Annotated in this window: 23 protein-coding genes; 19 read left to right on the forward strand and 4 right to left on the reverse strand. The window is 63.4% G+C overall.

The annotated features are described in order from the left end of the window. Positions 1-16: 16 nt before the first annotated feature. A complete protein-coding gene (locus ACP154_RS01335) occupies positions 17-598 on the forward strand; it encodes a beta-class carbonic anhydrase (RefSeq protein WP_421857529.1) in 582 nt (193 codons plus the stop codon). Beyond that, complete coding sequence (locus tag ACP154_RS01340; protein ID WP_421857527.1) at positions 534-1271, forward strand: class I SAM-dependent methyltransferase; 738 nt, start codon at positions 534-536, stop codon at positions 1269-1271. The genes ACP154_RS01335 and ACP154_RS01340 overlap by 65 nt, the downstream gene beginning before the upstream one ends. Here ACP154_RS01340 and ACP154_RS01345 read toward each other — a convergent pair. Next, complete coding sequence (locus ACP154_RS01345) at positions 1268-2056, reverse strand: glucose 1-dehydrogenase (protein ID WP_421857525.1); 789 nt, start codon at positions 2054-2056, stop codon at positions 1268-1270. The two genes, ACP154_RS01340 and ACP154_RS01345, sit on opposite strands and share 4 nt — an antisense overlap. A 147-nt stretch (positions 2057-2203) precedes the next feature. On the opposite strand from ACP154_RS01345, the gene ACP154_RS01350 reads away from it, so the two are divergent. The 5 genes from ACP154_RS01350 to ACP154_RS01370 all read left to right on the forward strand — a co-directional run bounded on the left by ACP154_RS01350 (position 2204) and on the right by ACP154_RS01370 (position 6578). Next, a complete protein-coding gene (locus ACP154_RS01350; protein WP_107711328.1) occupies positions 2204-2641 on the forward strand; it encodes a MarR family winged helix-turn-helix transcriptional regulator in 438 nt (145 codons plus the stop codon). A gap of 88 nt (positions 2642-2729) precedes the next feature. Beyond that, positions 2730-3788 (forward strand): strictosidine synthase family protein, encoded by a 1059-nt coding sequence (locus ACP154_RS01355; protein ID WP_421857523.1) that lies wholly within the window; start codon positions 2730-2732, stop codon positions 3786-3788. A 26-nt stretch (positions 3789-3814) separates the two neighbouring features. Next, positions 3815-4591, forward strand: coding sequence for an enoyl-CoA hydratase (locus ACP154_RS01360; RefSeq protein WP_421861419.1), 777 nt, complete (start codon positions 3815-3817; stop codon positions 4589-4591). Between the two features lie 128 nt (positions 4592-4719). Continuing rightward, a complete protein-coding gene (locus tag ACP154_RS01365; RefSeq protein ID WP_421857521.1) occupies positions 4720-5025 on the forward strand; it encodes a GNAT family N-acetyltransferase in 306 nt (101 codons plus the stop codon). 194 nt (positions 5026-5219) lie between these two features. Next, positions 5220-6578 carry a serine hydrolase domain-containing protein gene (locus ACP154_RS01370; protein WP_421857519.1) on the forward strand — a complete coding sequence of 453 codons (1359 nt, stop codon included), beginning with the start codon at positions 5220-5222 and terminating at the stop codon, positions 6576-6578. On the opposite strand, the gene ACP154_RS01375 is transcribed toward ACP154_RS01370, so the two are convergent. Continuing rightward, on the reverse strand, positions 6575-6829 hold the full coding sequence (locus ACP154_RS01375; RefSeq protein ID WP_421857517.1) for a hypothetical protein: 255 nt from the start codon (positions 6827-6829) through the stop codon (positions 6575-6577). The two genes, ACP154_RS01370 and ACP154_RS01375, sit on opposite strands and share 4 nt — an antisense overlap. Positions 6830-6968: 139 nt before the next feature. On the opposite strand from ACP154_RS01375, the gene ACP154_RS01380 reads away from it, so the two are divergent. The 9 genes from ACP154_RS01380 (at position 6969) to ACP154_RS01420 (ending at position 15320) form a co-directional block, all read left to right on the forward strand. Then, positions 6969-8471 (forward strand): UbiD family decarboxylase, encoded by a 1503-nt coding sequence (locus ACP154_RS01380; protein ID WP_421857515.1) that lies wholly within the window; start codon positions 6969-6971, stop codon positions 8469-8471. Positions 8472-8517: 46 nt separating this feature from the next. Next, positions 8518-8880 carry a flagellar basal body rod C-terminal domain-containing protein gene (locus tag ACP154_RS01385; protein WP_421857513.1) on the forward strand — a complete coding sequence of 121 codons (363 nt, stop codon included), beginning with the start codon at positions 8518-8520 and terminating at the stop codon, positions 8878-8880. A gap of 76 nt (positions 8881-8956) precedes the next feature. After that, the gene (locus ACP154_RS01390; protein WP_421857511.1) at positions 8957-9925 is read left to right on the forward strand and encodes a GGDEF domain-containing response regulator; all 969 of its coding nucleotides are present in this window, start codon (positions 8957-8959) and stop codon (positions 9923-9925) included. Positions 9926-9962: 37 nt separating this feature from the next. Then, positions 9963-10628, forward strand: a complete 666-nt coding sequence (locus ACP154_RS01395) for a DsbA family oxidoreductase (RefSeq protein WP_421857509.1) — start codon at positions 9963-9965, stop codon at positions 10626-10628. A gap of 23 nt (positions 10629-10651) precedes the next feature. Next, on the forward strand, positions 10652-11047 hold the full coding sequence (locus tag ACP154_RS01400; protein WP_107711336.1) for an MAPEG family protein: 396 nt from the start codon (positions 10652-10654) through the stop codon (positions 11045-11047). 57 nt (positions 11048-11104) lie between these two features. Further along, positions 11105-12484 carry a TldD/PmbA family protein gene (locus ACP154_RS01405; protein WP_421857507.1) on the forward strand — a complete coding sequence of 460 codons (1380 nt, stop codon included), beginning with the start codon at positions 11105-11107 and terminating at the stop codon, positions 12482-12484. Beyond that, a complete protein-coding gene (locus ACP154_RS01410; protein WP_421857505.1) occupies positions 12484-13257 on the forward strand; it encodes a 3'(2'),5'-bisphosphate nucleotidase CysQ in 774 nt (257 codons plus the stop codon). The genes ACP154_RS01405 and ACP154_RS01410 overlap by 1 nt, the downstream gene beginning before the upstream one ends. Before the next feature lie 21 nt (positions 13258-13278). Then, the gene (locus ACP154_RS01415; protein ID WP_107711339.1) at positions 13279-13521 is read left to right on the forward strand and encodes a DUF4170 domain-containing protein; all 243 of its coding nucleotides are present in this window, start codon (positions 13279-13281) and stop codon (positions 13519-13521) included. Between the two features lie 23 nt (positions 13522-13544). Beyond that, positions 13545-15320: an ABC transporter ATP-binding protein gene (locus tag ACP154_RS01420; RefSeq protein ID WP_421857503.1), complete on the forward strand. Its 1776-nt coding sequence runs from the start codon at positions 13545-13547 to the stop codon at positions 15318-15320. A 226-nt stretch (positions 15321-15546) separates the two neighbouring features. On the opposite strand, the gene ACP154_RS01425 is transcribed toward ACP154_RS01420, so the two are convergent. Next, positions 15547-16326 carry an FkbM family methyltransferase gene (locus tag ACP154_RS01425; protein WP_421857501.1) on the reverse strand — a complete coding sequence of 260 codons (780 nt, stop codon included), beginning with the start codon at positions 16324-16326 and terminating at the stop codon, positions 15547-15549. 54 nt (positions 16327-16380) lie between these two features. After that, positions 16381-17043: a fused DSP-PTPase phosphatase/NAD kinase-like protein gene (locus ACP154_RS01430; protein WP_421857499.1), complete on the reverse strand. Its 663-nt coding sequence runs from the start codon at positions 17041-17043 to the stop codon at positions 16381-16383. 110 nt (positions 17044-17153) lie between these two features. On the opposite strand from ACP154_RS01430, the gene ACP154_RS01435 reads away from it, so the two are divergent. The 3 genes from ACP154_RS01435 to lpxK are packed head-to-tail and all read left to right on the forward strand — an operon-like array spanning position 17154 to position 20175. Next, positions 17154-17894: a lysophospholipid acyltransferase family protein gene (locus tag ACP154_RS01435; RefSeq protein ID WP_421857497.1), complete on the forward strand. Its 741-nt coding sequence runs from the start codon at positions 17154-17156 to the stop codon at positions 17892-17894. Then, positions 17891-19168 (forward strand): 3-deoxy-D-manno-octulosonic acid transferase, encoded by a 1278-nt coding sequence (locus ACP154_RS01440; RefSeq protein WP_421857495.1) that lies wholly within the window; start codon positions 17891-17893, stop codon positions 19166-19168. The genes ACP154_RS01435 and ACP154_RS01440 overlap by 4 nt, the downstream gene beginning before the upstream one ends. Then, on the forward strand, positions 19165-20175 hold the full coding sequence (gene lpxK / locus ACP154_RS01445) for a tetraacyldisaccharide 4'-kinase (protein WP_421857493.1): 1011 nt from the start codon (positions 19165-19167) through the stop codon (positions 20173-20175). The genes ACP154_RS01440 and lpxK overlap by 4 nt, the downstream gene beginning before the upstream one ends.

The following is a 20175-nucleotide window of genomic DNA, read 5'->3' on the forward strand; positions in this document are numbered from 1 at the left end:
TTGAAAGGATCAGACAATGAGCAATGACAATTACACTCATGCCACGCGCGCAAACGCCGAATACGCAGCTGGATTTGACCGGGGCGGCAAGCCGATCCCGCCCGCCAAGCAGGCCGCGATCCTGACCTGTATGGACGCGCGCATCATCCCGACCGAAGCGCTTGGATACGAGCTCGGCGATGTGCATGTGATCCGCAATGCGGGCGGCCGCGCCAGCGACGATGCGATCCGGTCTTTGGTCATCTCCCACAAGCTGCTGGGCACGAAAGAGTTCTTTGTGATTCACCACACCGATTGCGGCATGGCTCTGTTTGATCAACAGACGATGGAAGATCTGCTCGCTTCCAGCCTGAACACAGCGACGCCCGGCCCGGACGGCTGGACCGACCCTGGTGGAACTGACGGCTCTGACGCGGGCAAAACTGTGGACTGGCTGACCTTCAAGGACGCCGCTGACGCCGTCATCGAAGATGTGAAGCGCGTGCGCGATCACCCGCTGGTGCCGGACCGCATTCCGATTTACGGCTTCATGTATGATGTCGACACCGGAAAACTCACCGAAATCAAAGCCGCCAGCGCCATCGGCGAAGCCCGCTGAGCTGCTGACGCCTGATCAGGTTCTAAAGGCGCATTGCCGCATCGCCAGCGCGCCTCTGACGCCTGAGCTTCGCTTTCATCTCGCTGACCCGGCCAGCCAGCTGTGGCGCGAGGACGAAGACGCCCTGATCGCCCAAGGTCTGCCCTCCCCGTTCTGGGCGTTCGCCTGGGGCGGCGGGCAGGCGCTGGCGCGGTTGGTGATGGACCAGCCAGAGCTGGTTGACGGCAAGCGTGTGCTCGACTTTGCGTGCGGGTGCGGCATAGCCGGGATCGCAGCCGCCAAGGCCGGGGCGGATCTGGTGACCGCAAGCGAGATCGATCCCTTTGCAGCTCACGCCGCTCGCGCCAACGCCCGTCTCAATAACGCTGACATGCAAGTGCTGCACGCTGACCTGGTGGGCTGTGACGATGGCTGGGACGTGGTGCTGGCGGGCGATCTGTTTTACGAGACCGAGGCGGGCGCCGCGATCACGGATTGGCTTGAAAGCCTGCATGACCGCGGCGCGACCGTGCTGATCGGCGATCCGGGCCGCGCCTACCTGCCCAAGGACAGGCTGCGCGTCATGGCCCGGTTTGAGGCGCCCAGAGCCGGTGATCTGGAAGATCAGGATGTGGGCGCGGCGCGGGTCTGGCGCTTTCACGCCGAGCCCCGCGGCCTGCCTGAGATGGACTAGCGCAGATTGGCGTAGCCGCCGTCGAGCGCGATAATCTGCCCCGTCACGTAATCAGACGCGGGCGAGGCCAGAAACGCCGACAGGCCGATCATGTCCTCCGGCGCGCCGATCCGGCCCAGCGGAATATGCGCAGAAACGGCGTCACGGCCTTCGGGATTGCTCAGCGCAAAGGCCGTCATCTTGCTTTCAAACGGGCCCGGCGCGATGGCGTTGACGGTGATCTTGTCGCGCGCCAGACGCCGCGCCATCACCTTGGTCAGATGGTGCACCGCCGCCTTGCTGGCGGGATAGGCGTAAGTGTCCTCCATCATCGGCACGGCGAGGCCCTCGATGGAGCCGATATTGATGATCCGTCCTCGGCCCGCCGCTTTCGCCGCTGCTTGAAGCTGGGGTAGCAAAGCCTGGGTCAGAAAGAAGATGGATTTGACGTTCAGATCCATCACCCGGTCCCAGCCGTCTTCGGGAAACTCCTCCAGCGCCGCGCCCCAGGTCGCCCCGGCATTGTTGACCAGAATGTCGATGGCGTCCGTCTGCTCAGACAGCCATTTGGCGAAGGCCTGCCCGCCTTCATTCGTCGACAGGTCAGAGGGGACGGCGTGAACCTCGCCAAATTCCGACAAGCGCTCTTGGGCGGCTTTGACAGCGTCAGGCTTGCGCGAGGTGATGAAGACGCGCGCGCCTTGCTTGAGCAACCCCGTAGCGATCATCTCGCCAATGCCGCGCGTACCGCCGGTGACGACGGCGGTCTTGCCGCTCAGATCAAACAATTGGGTGACGGACGTCATGATCGCGCTCCTTCGTTCAATAAGCGCTTAAGCAAGCAGCAAAAGGGAGCCGAGGGAAGAGGGGTTCGTTTTATTTTTCAGGCCCTGCCCCTGTTCAAAAGCGGGTCAAGTCTTTCACACCCGAATGAATCGCGACACAAAACAAGCATGGCTCGTGTTCGCGCCGTTGACCGGCGACTCTTCTTGCTGATCGAAATCGCCGCCCGGCGTCTGAGCCGGGAAGCGGATGCGCGTTTGCGCGCCGAAGCCAATGTCACCGCTAGCCAATCCGCTGTCCTGTTCTTGCTTTTAAGGCGCGGCGAGCGGCGTCTGGGCTCCATTGGCGAGATGCTGGCGCTCGGCGCGCCGGCGGTGACGGGCCTGATCAACCGGATGGAGACCGCCGGACTGGTCATGAAACGCAAGGATACGAGCGACCGGCGCGGCGCCCTGGTGGACCTGACAGAAGCGGGCCGCCGCGCGGCAGAGCGCGCCGACCAGGTGCTGCGCGGGTTCAATGCCGAGCTCGATGAGAAACTGGGCGAGCCTGACGCGGCCGTGGTCTATGACGCTCTGACCCGGCTTGCGGTTGATCGCGACGAATAATCAAACCGCCCATGTTCAATTTCTGGACGACGTTCACACTGCGGCGTAGCCTTCCTTCATAAACAATAAGAGTTGGGGAGGATGGGACATGGTTCGATTGATATTGGGGATTCTCGGCGTCGCCCTGGTGCTGGGTCTTGTGCGCGTCGGCTATGTGGTCACCCGGGCAAGCGGGGTGCTAAGCCATCCTGAATACACCGACAACGCCGCCTGCATGCCGGTCGAGATCGCGCCGGGCACGGAAGATGTGACCTATGACGCTGTGAGCGGACTGGTCTTCGTGTCCGCAGCCGAGCGACGCTCTGGCGAGATGAGCCCGCGCAACGGCATCTATGTGTTTGACCCTGACGACGCCGAGAGCGTCCGGCTGGTCTCCATTGATGCGCCCGCGGACTTCCGCCCGCACGGCATCAGCCTGTGGCGCGGAACGAGCGAAAGCGGCGCCCCCCTCGCCCGCCTGTTTGTGATCAGCCATCCCTATAGCGGCCATCAGGTGCTGATCTATGACGTGGCCGAAGATGGCGCGCTGTCTCACCTTCAGACCGTCAGCTATGACGCCCTGCGCTCGCCCAATGACATTGTCGGGGTCGGACCAGACCAGTTCTACGCCACCAATGACGTCTATTTCGGCGATACGCTGATGGGATATCTGGAAGCTTTTCTGGGCCTGCCGCTGGGGTCGATCAGCTATTATGACGGACAGGACGGCAGGATCGTCGCTGAAGGCCTCGCCTACGCCAACGGCGTCAATATCAACGCTGACGGCTCAGAGCTCTATGCCTCAGGCTTTATCGGACGCACGCTGCATGTCTTTGACCGCGATGCGGATACGGCGCAGCTGACCCGGACGGCCAGGCATCCGATCCCGCTCGGCCTTGATAATATCGAGATCGGTACGGACGGCGCGCTCTATATCGCGGGCAATGTCAGCGTATTTGATTTCCTGGCGCACCAGTCCGACCCTGCGGCGCGCGCGCCTGCGCAAGCGGTCCGCGTTGATCCGCAAACAGGAGACTGGACGACCGTCTTTGCGGATTCAGGCGAAGCGATCGATTCCCCGTCCGTGGCGACGCGAGCTGGCGATCAGCTTTTGCTGGGCGCGGTGTTTGATTCCCACGTCCTCGTCTGCCCCTATGGAGCCAATTAATGCCCAAAGAATTCAAGGATGGCGCAATGACCGATCTGATCCATGTGAGCGACGCAAACGGCGTCCGCACCCTGCGCTTTAACCGCGCTGACAAGAAAAACGCCATCACCCGCGCCATGTATTCGGCGATGGCGGACGGCCTGGAAGACGCCAACACCCGCTCTGACATCCGCGTCGTGGTGATCGCCGGCAGCGAGGGCTGTTTCTCCGCCGGCAATGACCTGATGGATTTCATGGAAGCTCCGCCCCATATCGGCGGTGGCGAAACCCCGCCCGTCGAGCGCTTCATGATGGCGCTGATGATGTGCGAAAAGCCGGTGATCGCGGCGGTGGACGGACTGGCGGTCGGCATCGGCACCACGCTCTTGCTGCACTGTGATCTTGTTTACACCACTGAGCGGGCAGTGTTCACGACCCCCTTCGTCAATCTGGCGCTGGCGCCGGAGTTTGGCTCTTCCCAGATCCTGCCCGGCAGTGTCGGGCGCGTCGTGGCCAGCGAAATGCTGCTGCTGGGCGCGAAATGGGATGCAAAAAAGGCCGAAGCGAAAAACCTGATCAACGCGATTTTGCCCAGCGAAGGCTTTGACGCGGCGGTGATGGACATCGCCCAGCAAATCACCCAGCTGGCGCCGGGTGCGGTGAAAACGGCGAAAATGCTGATCAACCTGCCGCCCGAAGACATCAAGGATCGCATTGTGCGTGAGGGCGGCCTGTTCGCTGAGCAATTGCGCACAGATGAGTTCAAGGAAGCCGTGACGGCCTTCATGGAGCGCCGGACGCCCGACTTCTCGAAATTTGAGTAACGCGGGCGGCGGGGCGGCGCAGCGCTGCCCCGCCAGTCTTTCAGAAACCCACACTTTCCAATATCGCCACAGACACGCGCAATCCTGTGCGCGTACAGTTCTATGCAACAGATCGCAGGAGAGCTGGCATGTCGGATTTCACGATTACCGAAGAGCGTTCGCCAACCAAAGGCCGCTATGTGGTCAAGTCAGCAGGAAAGCCCGACGCCGAGCTGACCTACTCCATCGCCAATGATCACATGATCATTATTGACCATACCGGCGTCCCCGATGACTGGCGCGGCATGGGCGTGGGAAAGGCGCTGGTTCAACGCGCAGTGGAAGACGCCCGCGCGCGCGGCGTTCAGATCATCCCGCTCTGCCCGTTCGCCAAGGCCCAGATTAACAAGACCCCGGACTGGCATGACGTGCTTGAGCCGGTGCGAAACACCTGAACAGACGTAGAAAAACGGGCGGACCACAGGTCCGCCCGATCAAGTGAGTGCTCACAGGAGAGATTATGATCTCAACCTAGGCCCTCACGTGTTTAAATTTAGTTAGTGAATGATTTCACCGAACATATTTCCTTACAAGCGGCTTGACCCCGCCCCAAAGCGCGCGGACCTTCAGAAAAAAGGGAGGGGTTTCAATGCGCCGTCTTGTCTGGGTGATCGTGCTGATCGCCGCACTTTTGGTTGGCGGCTGGCTTTATGTCAGTCAATCCACTTGGGGCCGAATCTATCTGCCCTCGGGCGCCGGACTCACCGCCAAGCAGGCTTGTTCGCTGACCTTTGTCTCGGGCCTTGATCCGGAGCGGGCCAAAACGGTTTATGTCGACCCGCTTCTCGGGCCAGCGAAAAATGTGATCAGCCTGGACGTCGATGTTGAGGCGCGCACAGCGAGCAGCGCCATTCTCGGCCTGTTTTATCGCCAGACCGCCGTCTTCCGGGACGGGCTGGGCTGCACCCTGGTGCATGACCGTGATCAGTTTGACGCCGATCTGACGATCCCCATGCCGCCCCCTTCCGAACTGATGCAAGTCGACACGGCCTGGCGTGACGCGCATTTTGATGCGGATGCGCTGGATGCGGCTATGGACGACGCGTTTATCGAGGACGGCCGCAACACGCTCGCCACGCTGGTCCTGCACGATGGGCGGCTGGTGGCGGAACGCTATGCCGAGGGTGTAGAAGCGCGCAGTCCGCTACTCGGTTGGTCGATGACCAAATCCACCGCCGTGACCTTTGCTGGCGTGCTGGTGGAGCGCGGACTGATCGACATGCGAGCCGAAGGCTTGTCGCCGGAGTTGAACGCCGTGGGCCGGCCGGACATCACGCTGGACGACATGCTGCGCATGACAGGCGGTCTCGACGGTTTCGAACTCAATAACGGCCACGATCCCAATTCCGAAATGCTCATGACCCAGGCCGACATGGCCAGCTACGCCGCGTCGCGCAACAAGCTGCACGAGCCGGGCGAGGAATGGAGCTATCAAAGCGTGAACACCATCCTCGCCGGGGCTGCGATGGAAGAGTTCATGGGCGACACGCTGACAGAGAAGGTCGAAACGCTGCGCGCCTGGCTGTTTGAGCCCCTGGGCATGAATTCTGTGGTGTTCGAGCCCGATCAGTCCGGCACGTTGCAATGGTCAAGCTATATGTACGCCACCGCCCAGGACTGGGCGCGGCTGGGTCAGCTCTATCTCGACAATGGACGGGTGGGCGATGAGCAGATCATCCCGGCCAACTGGCTGACCTATGTGGGCACGCCGACGGTGGACTGGTACGGCTCTGGCTTCTGGCTCAATGTCGAGGGCTTGCCCGACGACACCGTCGCCATGCAGGGCTTCCAGGATCAGCGCGGTTTTGTCATTCCGTCTGAAGATCTCGTCATCGTGCGCATGGGCGCAACCCTGGGCGTGGAGAGCGGCGCGCCAGAATTCGCCGCAGCCGTCATCGACGCCAAACGTGTCTCGCCCGTTGAAGACGCGTTGTCAGCGGACGGCTAGTCCACTTCCGTGCGTTGCAAGATCCGGTCGAACGGGTGCGGCGTCACCCGTTCCGCCTTGCTCATGAAGCTATTGAATTTGGGATGTCTCTCACGCCAACCGCGCACCTGCTGACGGGCGCTGTCTGAGTTAGACAAGATCAATGCGGCGCCGATCGCGATCAGCACCAGACCGAACGGAAGCGGCGTCCAGAACAGCGGGATTCCCAGCGCGATCAGCAGAAATCCCAGCGATTGATATACAAACCTCATGCAGCACAAATGCGCAGGGCGGCATTTGGTTGCAAGAGCGTTAACCGCAACAGACGCGACCGCCTGATGATCAGCAGCTTCATGCTTGGCCCGCCTGCCGGGCAGGCCTAGTTTGCACGACATCAGACAGGAGGGCCGGATGGCGTATAAATCTCTGCGCGACTTCATTGCTTTGCTGGAAGCCGAAGGCGAGCTCAAGCGCGTCTCCCGGCCGGTCTCCACCCATCTGGAAATGACCGAGATCCAGACACGCCTGCTGAACACCGGCGGCCCGGCGGTGCTGTTTGAAAATCCTGTCCACGAAGATGGCCGCCCGGCGGAGATGCCGGCGCTGGCGAACCTGTTCGGCACGGTGGGCCGCGTCGCCCGCGCTGTGACGCTGGGCGGCGAGCCACGCAAGACCGCCTCGGATTTGCGCGAAGTGGGCGAGCTTCTGGCCTTCCTGCGCCAGCCTGAACCGCCCCGCGGCCTGAAAGACGCGCTCGGCATGTTGCCTCTGGCCAAGACCGTGATGAGCATGCGTCCCGCCAATGTGCGCAAGGCGCCCTGCCAGGAGGTAGTGCTGCAGGGCGAGGATATTGATCTTGATCGCTTGCCGATCCAGGGCTGCTGGCCGGGCGAACCCGATCCGCTGATCACCTGGCCTCTGGTGGTCACGAAAGGCCCGTCAAAAGACAAGCAAGACGATTTCAACCTGGGCATTTACCGGATGCAGAAGCTGGGCAAGGACCGCGCGATCATGCGCTGGCTCAAGCATCGCGGCGGCGCCCAGCATTTCCAGCGCTGGAAAAACGAAAAGCCTGAACCCCTGCCCGTCGCCTGCGTGCTGGGCGCTGATCCCGGCACGATCCTCGCCGCTGTCACGCCCGTGCCCGATACGCTGAGCGAATACCAGTTCGCAGGGCTTTTGCGCGGCCAGAAGGCCGAGCTTGTGGACTGCAAGACTGTGCCGCTGAAAGTGCCCGCCGAAGCCGAGATCGTGCTCGAAGGCCATGTGATGCTCGACGAGTACGCTGATGAAGGCCCTTATGGCGATCACACCGGCTATTACAATTCGGTGGAGAAATTCCCGGTCTTCAAGGTCAGCGCCATCACCATGCGTCGCGATCCGATTTATCTGACCACCTTCACCGGCCGTCCGCCGGATGAGCCGTCCGTGCTGGGCGAGGCGCTCAACGAGGTGTTCATCCCGCTGGTGCGCCAGCAATTCCCCGAGATCGTCGATTTCTGGCTGCCGCCCGAAGGCTGTAGCTATCGCATCGCCGTGATCTCCATGAAGAAGGCCTATGCCGGCCACGCCAAGCGCGTGATGATGGGCGCGTGGTCCTATCTGCGCCAGTTCATGTACACCAAATGGGTGATCGTCGTGGATGACGACATCAATGCGCGCGACTGGAAGGATGTGATGTGGGCGATCTCCACCCGCATGGATCCGGCCCGCGACATCACCCCCATCGAGAACACCCCCATCGACTATCTCGACTTCGCCTCGCCGGTGTCGGGCCTGGGGTCGAAGATCGGCATGGACGCCACCAACAAATGGCCCGGCGAGACCAATCGCGAATGGGGCGAGAAGCTCTATATGGAGCAGGACGTGATCGACCGGGTGGACGCTATGTGGAGCGAGCTGGGGCTGGACTAGCCCCGCACCCGCTTAACCCCGCGGTAACTCACATTACCAGTTCCGCGTGCAATTTCCGGATGTTGGGCGCATACCGGTGGGCATGAACTCGGTTTTCTCATCCGGCGTACAAGCCTTCCAAGCCGCCACAGCGCGGCTGGATGCTGCGGCAGGTATGGTCAACCGTGTTCGCCCATCGACCATCCCTGCCGCGCTTACCCAAAGCGCTTCAGCTCCTGACGCGCCTGCCGGGCGATCCGACGCCCCCCCACCACCCGCCGGACCTGGCGGGCGCGTTTCTTCTTTTGACGACGACTATGTCACCGCCATGGTCGATATGATCAAAGCTGAACATCAAGCCTCGGCCGCCGTCAGCGTCATCCGCACGGCTGATGAGATGATCGGCAAACTGCTGGACGCGAAAGCATAATCGCGCGAACGCACTTTCTTCAGAAAAACCCTTGATGTTCAGGAAGCCGTAAAGTCTTCACACCTAGTGTGCGGACATGGCTGTGTCAGAATCCATTCCTGCTGCGGGCGCCGCACCCGACACGTCTGCGCCCGTGCTGGATGCAGGCGAGGAGCGGCTGCATATCCATATCTGCGAGGCCAGCCGCGTTCAGCGCGCCATTCTGTGCCGTATGCTGGGCGAAGCGGGCTTTGAGACCAGCTCGTCCGGGCATGCGGAAGAGAGCCTCAAACAGCTTGGCGACAATCCGCCCGACATTTTCATGACGGCGATCGAGCTGCCGGATTTCTCAGGGCTTGAAAGCTGCTGGCTGGTCAAGGCCAATCCCGAAACCGAGCACGTGCATACCATGGTGCTGACCGCGTCAGGCCAGGAGGACAAGCTCGCTGAGTCGCTCGATTCTGGCGCTGACGATTATCTGACCAAACCGCTCAACCCCAACGAGCTGAAAGCCCGCTTGCGCGCCGCATCGCGCATTGTGCGTCTGACCCAGCGCATGCGCGCGGAAGCAGAGACGGACGCCTTGACGGGGGCGTATAATCGACGGGTCTTCATGCGCACGCTGGAGCGCGAACACAAAAAGGCGCTCGACCAGGCGCTGCCCTTCAGCGTCGCCATGGTCGATCTCGATTTCTTCAAGAAGATCAACGACACCCATGGACATGCCAGCGGGGACCGGGTGTTGATCGAAACCGTGCGCCAGCTCAAAGCCCTGCTCCGCCCCCCTGCCATGCTGGGCCGGTTGGGCGGCGAAGAGTTCGCGGTCGTCCTCCCCGGTCAGGATGAGCAGCAAGCACGCCGGACCTGCGAAACCCTGCGCGAGACCGTCCAGGCCATGCATGTGGAGAACGATGTGGGACAGCGCATCGCCGTCACCGCCTCGCTGGGGCTCGCCGTTCTGAACCCCGGTGATCTCAACTCGACCGGCGAGCACATGCTCGCGCGGGCGGATGGCGGGCTTTATGACGCCAAGGAAGGCGGGCGCAATCAGGTTTGCATGGGCTGATCTTTCCGATCTGACGCGAACGCTCTAGGGTCCGGCCATGACCCAAGTTTCTGTTGATATCGTCTCTGACATTGTGTGCCCGTGGTGCTGGCTGGGCCTGCGCTATTGGGATCAGGCCCGTGCGCTGGTTCCCGAGATCCAGACCGAGACCCTGTATCGTCCGTTCCAACTGGACGGTGCGATTCCGCCGGGCGGCGTCGCCTATAAGGACTATATGAAAAAGAAGTTCGGCGACGGCCCGGATGATCGTTTCAAGATGATGCGCGAGCATCTTGAACAGGCCGGCCCCGCAGCCGGGATCACTTTCCGCTTCTCCGGCATTCCCGTGCGCCCCAATACGCTGAACGCCCATCGCGTTATTCGCTGGGCGCAAGGTCAGGATCTGGGCGAGGCCGCCTCCGAGCGTCTGCACAAGGCGTTTTTTGACGATCATCTGGATATTGGTGATCCGGCTGTGCTGAGCCAGCTTGCGGGCGAGGTCGGGCTGGACGCCGATATCGTCGCCTCCTTGCTGCAAACCGATCAGGACAGCCAGGCCGTTCTGGACGAAGAGCAGTTCTACCGGCGGCTAGGCGTACAGGGCGTGCCGTGCTTTATTTTTAACGGACAGTTCGCAGTCTCTGGCGCTGAAGCGCCCGAAGTGCTGGCGGACGCGATCCGGCAGGCCGCCAGTCTGCCGCAGGATAATGACGACGCCGGATAACCGGCGCGCCGCAGGGGAATTTCATGACCGCCATTCAAGTCGCCAGCCTGTATGTTGGCCTCAACTTACTGATTTTGCTGATCCTCGGAGCCAATGTGATCCGCTACCGGCTCAGCACCAAGACCAGCCTGGGCATGGGTGAAAACCCGGCGCTTGAACGCGCCTGCCGCGCGCACGCCAATGGCGCGGAATGGACGCCGGGTGTGCTGATCGCCCTGGTGGTTATGGCGCTGATCGGCGCGCCGATCATGGCGCTTCACGCCATCGGCGTGACCCTGACCGTCGCCCGCGGCATTCATGGCTGGGGCGTCGCCACTCAGGACGGCCCCAATATCGGCCGCTTCCTGGGCGCTCTTTTGACCCTGACAATTTACGCCGTTCTGGGCGTCGGTCTGATCCTTCATGCGGTCACGGGTTAAGCCCTTAGCCGTTCTGACGCGTTGCGCTTGGGGCCGTGTTGACGTTATGGGATCGGTATGACCGATCAAAACGCCAGCGCCGGCCTGGGCGCGCCCGACACTTCTTCGCTTCTGTCTCTGGCTCACGAGCTCGTCGACCGCGCCAAGGCGGCCGGCGCACAGGACGCAGAAGCCCTGCTCTCTGAATCGCGCGCCATAGAAGCGGGCGTGCGCGAGGGCAAGCTGGAAACCGTCGAACGCAGCGAAACCCGTGATGCGGGCCTGCGCGTTCTGATCGGCAAGCGTCAGGCGGGCGTCGCCTTCTCGGATCTGTCCGAAGCGGGGATGAGCCTCGCCGTCGAGCGCGCGGTGGCCATGGCCAAGGCCGCGCCCGAAGACCCGTATTGCGGCCTGGTCGAGCCTGAGAAACTGGCGCGCAACCTGCCTGACATCGCCACTTACGAAGCGTCAGACTTCACCCCTGACCAGCTCGAAGCCGCCGCGCTTGAAATGGAAGCAGCCGCCCTGGGCGTCAAAGGCGTGGCGATGACCTCAGGCTGCGGCGCCAGCGCCGGCGTCGGCGGCTCGGCCTTCGTCACCTCCACCGGTTTTGAGCGCGCCCGCCTGGGTTCGCGCTGCGGACTGGGCGTCGCCGCCATCGCCAGGGACGCGTCTGGCGCGATGGAGCGCGATTACGACACCCACGCCGCCCGCCGCCGCTCCGATCTCAAGACCGCGCAGGAAATCGGCCTGAGCGCAGGCGAGCGCGCGGCCAGTCGCGTGGGCGCTGAAAAACTCTCGACCGGCAAAATGGCGGTGGTTTTTGACAAGCGTGTGTCCACCACTTTCATCTCCTCGCTTCTGGGCGCGATCTCCGGCCCGGCCATTGCGCGCGGCACGTCTTTCCTGCGTGACAAGATGGGCGAGCGCCTGTTCGGCGAAGGCGTCGACGTGATCGAGGATCCGCTGCGCGACTGGAGCTTCGGCGCCCGTGCGGTGGACGCCGAGGGCATCGCCTGCACGCCCCGCGCCATCATCGAGGACGGCGTGCTGACGACCTGGCTTCTGAACGCGTCAAGCGCGCGCCAGCTGGGGCTGGAGCTGACCGGTCACGCCTCGCGCAATCTGGGCGGCGCGCCGGGCGTCGGCGCCTCCAACGTCCATCTGAGCCCCGGCGAGCTGGACCGCGACGGCCTGATCGAGGCCGCCGGAAACGGCGTTCTGGTCAGTGAAATGTTCGGCCCCTCGCTCAACGCCAACACCGGCGACTGGTCTGTGGGCGTGGCGGGCTACGCCATCGAGAACGGCAAGCTGGCCGGGCCCGTCAGCGAAATCACCGTGGCGGGCAATCTGCTGGACATTTTCGCGCGGCTGGTCCCCGGCTCGGATCTGGAGTTTGACAGCGCCATCAACGCCCCCAGCGTTCTGGTGGATGCGCTGTCCATTGGCGGGCGCTGATGAACGACCCGCGCGCAGACCGGGACTTGCTGGCCGAGGCGGCGCGCGCCGCGGGGGAACTTGTGCTCGCCTTCAGGGCGCGCGGCATGCGCGACTGGGAAAAGCTGCCCGGCGATCCGGTCACCGAAGCGGACCTCGCCTCTGACGCGCTGCTTCAGGAACGTCTCAAAGCCGCGCGCCCTGACTATGGCTGGCTGTCGGAAGAGACGGTGGACGATCAGTCCAGGCTTACCGCCAGGCGCAGCTTTCTCATCGATCCGATCGACGGCACCCGCGCCTTTTTGAAGAACAAGCCCGAATTCGTCATCTCCTGCGCTGTTGTGGAGGAGGGCCGGCCTGTCGCCGCCGCGATCTACGACCCAAGCGCGGACGCCCTCTATGACGCAGCTTTGGGCCATGGCGCGCGCAAGGATGGCGCGCCGCTGCGTATCAGCGCCCATGACTCAATTACCGGTGCGCGTTTGATCGGCGATCCGGGGAGGCTGGCGGATCTGCGCGCGCTCGGGGCCGACGCGCATACCGTCAATTCCGCTGCTCTGCGCCTGTGCCGTCTGGCCGAGGGCGAGGCCGACGCTGTGGTGGCGGTCAGGCCCAAATGGGACTGGGACCTGGCGGCCGGACATCTTCTGGTGGAGGAGTCAGGCGGCGTCTTCACTTCGTCGAAAGGCGAGCCGGTGTATTATAACAGGACGAGCGCTGTTCAGGATCCGCCGCTGGCGGCTGGTCCGGTGCTGCATGCCTTGCTATTAGACCGCCTGACGCAGACCCCATAACGTCCTTTCGGGAGACTCCCCATGACCGAAACGTCTGAACAACAATTGCTTCATCTGGTGATCGGCGGCGAGCTGAAAGATATCGGCCCCTGCGCACCCGAATTCAAAGACCTGACCCAGGTCGATTTCGTAGGCGCCTACCCCAATTACGACGCCGCACGAGAAGCTTGGAAATCCGCCGCCCAGCGCACCGTGGACAATGCGCACATGCGTTATTTCGTGATCCACGCGCACAAGATGCTGGATCCGTCCAAAAAGGACTAAGCCCCCTGTCTGCTGACCCGCCTGTGACGGACGGCGCCCTGCCCGGCGCGCCCAAGCCTCAACGCGCGCGCTCCTTTGCGCTGGCGGCGCGGTTATGGCGCGAGCAAATCACAAAGCATAAAGCCCTTCTGGCCTGGGCGACCTTGCTCGCCGCGATTACGGCGGGCGCCGCTTCAGGCTATGGCGTGGTGGTGCAGCAGGCGTCGGGACTTCTGGAAAATCGTGACGCAAGCGTGCTCTGGCTGGCGCCGACGCTCATTCTCGGCGCAGTGATCGTGCGCTCGGTCAGCCTGTTCTTGCAAAACCTCGCCACCAACCGGCTGGCGCTGGCGATCATGCGCGACCTTCAGATCGCCATGTTCGACCGGCTGATCACCGCCGATTTTCAACGGCTCGAACGTGAGCCGGTGGGCGCGATCATCTCGCGCTTCACCAATGACATCACCATGCTGCGCGAAGGGCTGATCCGGGCCGCGAACAATCTCACCCGCGATTTCCTCACCGTGGTGGGCTGTCTTGTGGTGCTGTTCTGGCTCGACTGGGCGCTGACGCTGGTTGTGCTCGCCGTCCTTCTGGTGGCGGGTCATCCGATCACCGTCATCGGCAAGGCGATCCGAAAGCGCGCGGGCGATATTCAGGATCAGATGGGCGATGTGTCGAGCTTTCTTGAAGAAGGCTTTTCCGGCGCCCGGATGATCAAAACCTTCTCGCTCGAAGACTGGTCGCAGACCCGCGCTCGCGGCCGCTTCCAGCAGCGCTTTGAGCTTTTGCTCGCCATGGTCGCCCAGCGCGCGCGGATCGAACCCATTATGGAAGTCGCCGCTGGCGTCGCGCTGGCGGTGATTTTCGGCTTTGCCGGCTGGCGGGCGCTCAATGGCGCGACGCAATTGTCTGACCTGCTGGGCTTCATTGTCGCCTTTGGCGTGATGAGCTCGCCCATCCGCGCCCTCGCCTCGCTGTCGGGCGTGTTGCAGGAAGGCTTTGCGGTGCTCGACCGGGTCTTCGCCCTGCTTGATGAACAGCCCACGCTCAAGGAAGCGGAGGACGCCCAGCCCCTCGCCCTCACGGGCGGCCATGTGCGCGTGACGGATGTGAGCTTCCAGTATGAGCCGGGCGTGGACGCGCTGTCGCATATCACGCTGGACGCCAAACCCGGCGAAACGATTGCGCTCGTGGGGCCGTCCGGTTCGGGCAAGACGACGCTCTTGAACCTGATTGCGCGGCTGTATGATCCCCGTGAAGGATCGGTCGAGATCGACGGTCAGGACATCGCCCAGGCCCAGCTCGCCTCGCTACGCCGCCAGCTGGCGCTCGTCAGCCAGGAAGTGACCCTGTTTGACGACACGGTCAAAAACAATATCGCGCTCGGCAAGCTGGGCGCCACAGACGATGAGATCATCGCCGCCGCCAAGGCCGCCGATGCCCATGACTTCATTCTGGGACTCTCTGCGGGGTATGACACCCAGGCCGGACCGAAGGGCTCAAACCTCTCGGGCGGTCAACGCCAGCGCGTGGCCATCGCTCGTGCGATCCTCAAAGACGCGCCCATCCTCTTGCTCGATGAAGCCACCAGCGCGCTCGACGCCAATTCCGAAGCGCGGGTGCAGCACGCCCTTGATGAGCTGAGCCGGGACCGCACCACTATCGTCATCGCCCACCGCCTCGCCACCGTGCGCAAGGCCGACCGCATCTATGTCCTCAAAGCGGGCGAGATCGTGGAAAGCGGCGATCATGACAGCCTGATCGGGCAGAACGGCCTTTACGCGCAACTCAGCGCGCTGCAATTCGCGGACGGGTAGTCAGGCCCTGAATTCCCGGACTCGGAGCGGTCCGGGACCACCCTCCGCTTTAAGCGACCTGTTCTGATGCAGGCCCCGGCTCTACGCTGCGCTTGGCCGGGGTTTCACTCACATATCAAAGCGTACAAACCCCTCTTCCCCCGCGCAGGCGGGGGCCCAGAGCCGGAGACGCGACGCTTGACGATCTCTGGGTCCCCGCCTGCGCGGGGAAAGAGGGCAATGAGATCTAAGCCGGCCACAGCCCGCACCGCGTCAAATCCCCCATCCGCTCACCGGGGACATAGACCGTGTTCTCAAAGCCTTCCTCGCCGGGGCGGAGGCGGTCGCCGTCAAAGGCGGCGCGGGTATAGCCCCGCTCTTCGGTCAGCACCTGATCGGCGCGCTCATTGGTTTGCATCAGGATGAGCGGGCGGCAACGGTCGAGCGTGTCTTCCGCCCCGCGCACGACCGAGGCGAACCAGCCCGGCGCATCGATCTTGAGAAAGCCGGGATTGAGACCGAGCATATCCAGCGTGAAAGTGCGCGCCTCCCCCGCCATCATTTCAAGCTGATCGGGATCAAATCCGCTGATCCGATGTGCGCTCAGCCAGCCGCCCGCCTGGTCGGGGTCAAACGAGGCCAGCCCGTCATAGACAAAGCTGCGATAGACCGGCACGTAGAGCCGCCGCGCCTCGTCCTTGTCGCCCAACCCGCAGGCATAAACCGCCAGCGCCGGGTCATCGTCAAACAGATGCGCCAGTCCGTTCGCTAGGTGCACATTGGGTTCAAACGCGTGGATGAGGGCGTCAGGCTGGTAGAGCCTTATGGCGTCCACGCTCTGGCCGCGATGGGCGCCCACATCGATGAAAACCTCGCCCGGATCGGGCCGCCATCGCGACAAGAGTGAGAATTCGGGCTCGAACGGACGGCGCAGCGTGCGGCGCATGAAGCGTTGTGCGCTCGCCTTGGCGTCGACGAACCGCGGAAACCGGCTTTGCAGAGCCCGGACATGACGGGTGATTGGCATGAGGCGCTCCCTCCTGCATCCAGAAGATGCAAGCGGTGCGCCATCAACCTCAAGCTATTCGCGGCGCAAGATTTTCTCGGTCAGGGCCGAGCCCCACCAGCTGGCCATGAAGCCGTCATGGCACGCCTGGCGATCATATTCGGTGCGCACCCAGTCCAGAAAATCGATCGGCTCCTGAGCATGTCTCTGACGATAGAGATCAAAGAAATGATCAAGCATGCCGGTCTTGCCCTGCTTGATATGGCCGTATTTGAAGGAGAGCTGCTCGACCGCTTCTTCAAACGGAGCCTTCTCGTGCAAAAGCTTGTACATCACCGCCACAATGCCCGCCCGGTCCGCGCCGGATTTGCAATGCATGAAAGCGGGATAGGCGATCTCGTCGAACACTGTGATCAGATGCTCGATCCGCTCCACATAGGGCGCCTCGCGCGAGCCCCAGGGCAGATCAACAATCTCAAGGCCCAGCTCGGCGCAGGTGTGGTGCTCAAGATCATAATAATGCCGCCCCGGCTGCGTGCCGCGCAGGTTGAGAATCGTCTTGAACCCCATATCCTTGAGGGCTTTCAGGCGCTTGGGGCTGGGCTGATTGCCGCGCCACATCTCGCCGCCCACGCGGTGCATGTTGTGAAAGCGTTGGCGCAACACGCCATGATCGCCCCACATCAGGCCCTTCATCGCGCGCTTGTAATCAAGCGGATCGTTCAAATCATACGTCATGGCGGGGTGAAGTAAGGCGCTTACGCGTCCCATGCAACAACCCAGCGCGTGTGATTAACGCGCACGGAATGCTTGACGGATCGGCCCGGGGCGGCGATCCAGCGCATACCATGTTGAAGTCCATCCTCTCCTCCCCGCCGGTCCAGGCGCTGATCGCCGCACTGCTGGCGGGGTATATGAGCCTGGTCAAAGCCACCACCCGCTGGGAGGTGCGTGGACGCGAACACGCCGAACCGATCTGGATGGGCGGAGACGGCGTGATCGGCTGCGTCTGGCATGGTCGCATCCTGATGTCCATTGCGGCCTGGCCCAAAAACGTGCAGCCGCCCGCCATCCTGATCTCGCGCTCCCGCGAAGGCGATGTGGTCACCAAGGTCGCCCGGCATCACAATGTGGAAGTCGTGCGGGGCTCGTCGCGCAACAAGACCAAGACCAAGCAGAAGGGCGGGCTGAGCGCGTTTCGCGAAATGGTCCGCTGGGTGGAAGGCGGCGGCGCCATGGCGCTGACCCCGGACGGACCGCGCGGCCCGCGCATGCGCGCAGGATTGGGCGCGGTGAAACTCGCCCGCGCCACAGGCGCGCCTCTTCTGGGCCTGGGCTGGTCGACCTCGAACGCGATCATCTTCAAAAGCTGGGACCGGTTCGTGCTGCCGCTGCCCTTTGGAAAAGGCGTCATCGTCTGGACCGAACCTGTGGACATCCCCAAGGACGCCGACAAGGCGGCGCTGGAAGACGCACGCGCGACCTTGGAGGCGCGCATGATCAGCGCCAATATGGAAGCGGATCTCGCTTGCCGGGGGGAAGCGATCACCGCCGCACCGCGCCCGGACGCCCAAACGGAGACCGCATGAGCGCGCCTGGCCTCTCGCTATATCGCGCCGCCAGCACCGCCCTGAAGCCCGTGGCGCGCTGGCTGTTGAACCGGCGAGCGCAGGCTGGCAAGGAAGACCCTGACCGGTTGACCGAACGCGTGGGACAGCCGGGTCATCCCCGCCCTGCGGGCGCGCTCATCTGGATACACGCCGCCAGCGTCGGCGAGAGCCAGATGGCGTTGACGGTCGCAGACGCCCTGCTCGCTCAGCATGAAGACGCTCATGTGCTGATCACCTCAGGCACCCTCACCTCGGCAAGCCTGATCGCCCATCGCGGGCTTGACCGGCTGATCCATCAGTTTCCGCCTGTAGACGCCCCCGCCTGGGTCGAAGCCTTTCTCGATCATTGGACACCCGATCTTGCGGTGTTCACTGAAAGCGAGCTGTGGCCCAACCTCATCCTCGCTGCGAAAGCGCGCGGCGTGCCGCTGGCGCTGATGAATGCGCGGATGAACCAAAAATCCCTCGACGGTTGGGCGCGCTGGCCCCAAAGCGCACAGGCGCTCCTGGGCGCGTTTGACTGGATCGGCGCTGCGGACCAACGCACGGCGGAGGGTCTGTCCCGCCTGACGGGCCAGCCCATCGCCCATGCGGGCAATCTCAAGCTTGAATGCGGGCTGCCCGCACCGACGCCAGAGGCCCTGACTGAAGGTCAGGCGCTGATTTGCGAGCGTCCGGTCTTTGTGGCCGCCAGCACGCATACGGGCGAGGAAGCGCTGATCGCCAGCGCCCATAAGGCGCTGCTCACCTCTCACCCCGACGCGCTGATGATCCTGGTCCCCCGACACCCAGAACGCGCGCACGATGTGGTTGAGGTCCTGAACGCGGCGGGGCTCAGCTTCGCCCAGCGCTCACAGGGCGAAACGCCCCAGAGCGCTCAGGTCTGGCTGGCGGACACGCTGGGCGAGATGGCGCTGTGGTATGCGCTGTCTCCAGTCGCGGTGATCGCAGGCAGTTTCATAGACGGCATTGGCGGGCATAACCCGATCGAGGCCAGCCGCGCCGGGTCCGCCGTGATCACCGGGCCGTATGTGGACAGCTTTGCCGATGTCTACGCCGTCTACGACGCACATAATGCGCGGATCACCGCCCGCACAGCGACCGAAATCGCACAGGCGGTTCAGACCGTCTGGAGCGACGGGGATGAGACAATTGACAAGGCCCGGGCGACGCTCGACGCCTTGCCCGGCGGCGTATTGCCCCTCACCCTGTCAGCCTTGAACCGGCTTCTGGACCGAGGACACCCACGATGAGAGCGCCGCCCTTCTGGGATGACAGCGCCCCGCGCAGCTCCGCCGCGCTGACCCGCGCTCTGCTCTCGCCGCTGGGGGCGCTCTACGCCTGGGCCGGGGCGCGCCGCATGCGCACCACAACGCCCACACCTGCCCCTGCGCCGGTGATCTGTGTGGGCAACCTGACCGTGGGCGGGGTCGGCAAGACGCCGGTGACCGCCGCCCTGATGCGCGCCGCCCATCAAAAAGGACTGAAAGCGGCGGGGCTGAGCCGGGGCTGGGGCGGCAAGCTGGCGGGACCTCTGAAGGTCGACGCCCAGATGCACGCCGTCGCGGATGTGGGCGACGAACCCCTGCTGCTCTCGCGGCTGGCGCCCGTCTATGTGGCGCGACAGCGCCCCGAGGGCGCCAAAATGGCCGCTCAGGAGGGGGCGGACCTCATCATCATGGATGACGGCCATCAAAACCCCAGCCTTGAAAAAACGCTCTCAATCGTGGTGGTGGACGCGGTGACCGGCTGGGGGCCAGGCACGATCTTTCCCGCCGGCCCCTTGCGCGAACCGGTCAGGGCGGGCCTTGAGCGCGCCGACGCCGTGATCGTGATGTGCCCCAGCGCCGAGTTCACGCCCGACCTTGAAAAGCTTCAGCTGACCGGTCTTGAAATCCCGGTGCTGACCGCCTGGCTGGCCCCCGAAGCCGCGCCGCCCTCAGGGCCCTTGCTGGCGTTTGCGGGAATTGGACGTCCGCAGAAATTCTATGACGCGCTGGCAGCCGCCGGCGGCACGCTGGCGGATACGGCGAGCTTTCCCGATCACCATGCCTTCACCCGCGGCGAGATCGAGGAATTGGCCGATCTGGCTGAAAGCCATAACGCCACCCTGATCACCACGGAAAAAGACCATGTGCGCCTGCCCGGCGGCGTGAAGGGCTCGGTCATCGCCTGGCCGGTGCGCGCCGTGTTCAAGGATGAGGCGCGGCTGGACGCGCTGATTGATCAGGCCATGGATTCCTTCGCCAACTCCCGCTAA

The sequence above is a fragment of the Oceanicaulis sp. genome (genome assembly GCF_965249665.1).
In the GTDB taxonomy this organism is placed as follows: domain Bacteria; phylum Pseudomonadota; class Alphaproteobacteria; order Caulobacterales; family Maricaulaceae; genus Oceanicaulis.

Bases quoted from the DNA above. Each gene is read 5' to 3' on its own strand.
- ACP154_RS01335 (WP_421857529.1), top strand. From the start codon at position 17: ATGAGCAATGACAATTACACTCATGCCACGCGCGCAAACGCCGAATAC.
- ACP154_RS01340 (WP_421857527.1), top strand. From the start codon at position 534: ATGATGTCGACACCGGAAAACTCACCGAAATCAAAGCCGCCAGCGCCA.
- ACP154_RS01345 (WP_421857525.1), bottom strand. From the start codon at position 2,056: ATGACGTCCGTCACCCAATTGTTTGATCTGAGCGGCAAGACCGCCGTC.
- ACP154_RS01350 (WP_107711328.1), top strand. From the start codon at position 2,204: ATGGCTCGTGTTCGCGCCGTTGACCGGCGACTCTTCTTGCTGATCGAA.
- ACP154_RS01355 (WP_421857523.1), top strand. From the start codon at position 2,730: ATGGTTCGATTGATATTGGGGATTCTCGGCGTCGCCCTGGTGCTGGGT.
- ACP154_RS01360 (WP_421861419.1), top strand. From the start codon at position 3,815: ATGACCGATCTGATCCATGTGAGCGACGCAAACGGCGTCCGCACCCTG.
- ACP154_RS01365 (WP_421857521.1), top strand. From the start codon at position 4,720: ATGTCGGATTTCACGATTACCGAAGAGCGTTCGCCAACCAAAGGCCGC.
- ACP154_RS01370 (WP_421857519.1), top strand. From the start codon at position 5,220: ATGCGCCGTCTTGTCTGGGTGATCGTGCTGATCGCCGCACTTTTGGTT.
- ACP154_RS01375 (WP_421857517.1), bottom strand. From the start codon at position 6,829: ATGAGGTTTGTATATCAATCGCTGGGATTTCTGCTGATCGCGCTGGGA.
- ACP154_RS01380 (WP_421857515.1), top strand. From the start codon at position 6,969: ATGGCGTATAAATCTCTGCGCGACTTCATTGCTTTGCTGGAAGCCGAA.
- ACP154_RS01390 (WP_421857511.1), top strand. From the start codon at position 8,957: ATGGCTGTGTCAGAATCCATTCCTGCTGCGGGCGCCGCACCCGACACG.
- ACP154_RS01395 (WP_421857509.1), top strand. From the start codon at position 9,963: ATGACCCAAGTTTCTGTTGATATCGTCTCTGACATTGTGTGCCCGTGG.
- ACP154_RS01400 (WP_107711336.1), top strand. From the start codon at position 10,652: ATGACCGCCATTCAAGTCGCCAGCCTGTATGTTGGCCTCAACTTACTG.
- ACP154_RS01405 (WP_421857507.1), top strand. From the start codon at position 11,105: ATGACCGATCAAAACGCCAGCGCCGGCCTGGGCGCGCCCGACACTTCT.
- ACP154_RS01410 (WP_421857505.1), top strand. From the start codon at position 12,484: ATGAACGACCCGCGCGCAGACCGGGACTTGCTGGCCGAGGCGGCGCGC.
- ACP154_RS01415 (WP_107711339.1), top strand. From the start codon at position 13,279: ATGACCGAAACGTCTGAACAACAATTGCTTCATCTGGTGATCGGCGGC.
- ACP154_RS01425 (WP_421857501.1), bottom strand. From the start codon at position 16,326: ATGCCAATCACCCGTCATGTCCGGGCTCTGCAAAGCCGGTTTCCGCGG.
- ACP154_RS01430 (WP_421857499.1), bottom strand. From the start codon at position 17,043: ATGACGTATGATTTGAACGATCCGCTTGATTACAAGCGCGCGATGAAG.
- ACP154_RS01435 (WP_421857497.1), top strand. From the start codon at position 17,154: ATGTTGAAGTCCATCCTCTCCTCCCCGCCGGTCCAGGCGCTGATCGCC.
- ACP154_RS01440 (WP_421857495.1), top strand. From the start codon at position 17,891: ATGAGCGCGCCTGGCCTCTCGCTATATCGCGCCGCCAGCACCGCCCTG.
- lpxK (WP_421857493.1), top strand. From the start codon at position 19,165: ATGAGAGCGCCGCCCTTCTGGGATGACAGCGCCCCGCGCAGCTCCGCC.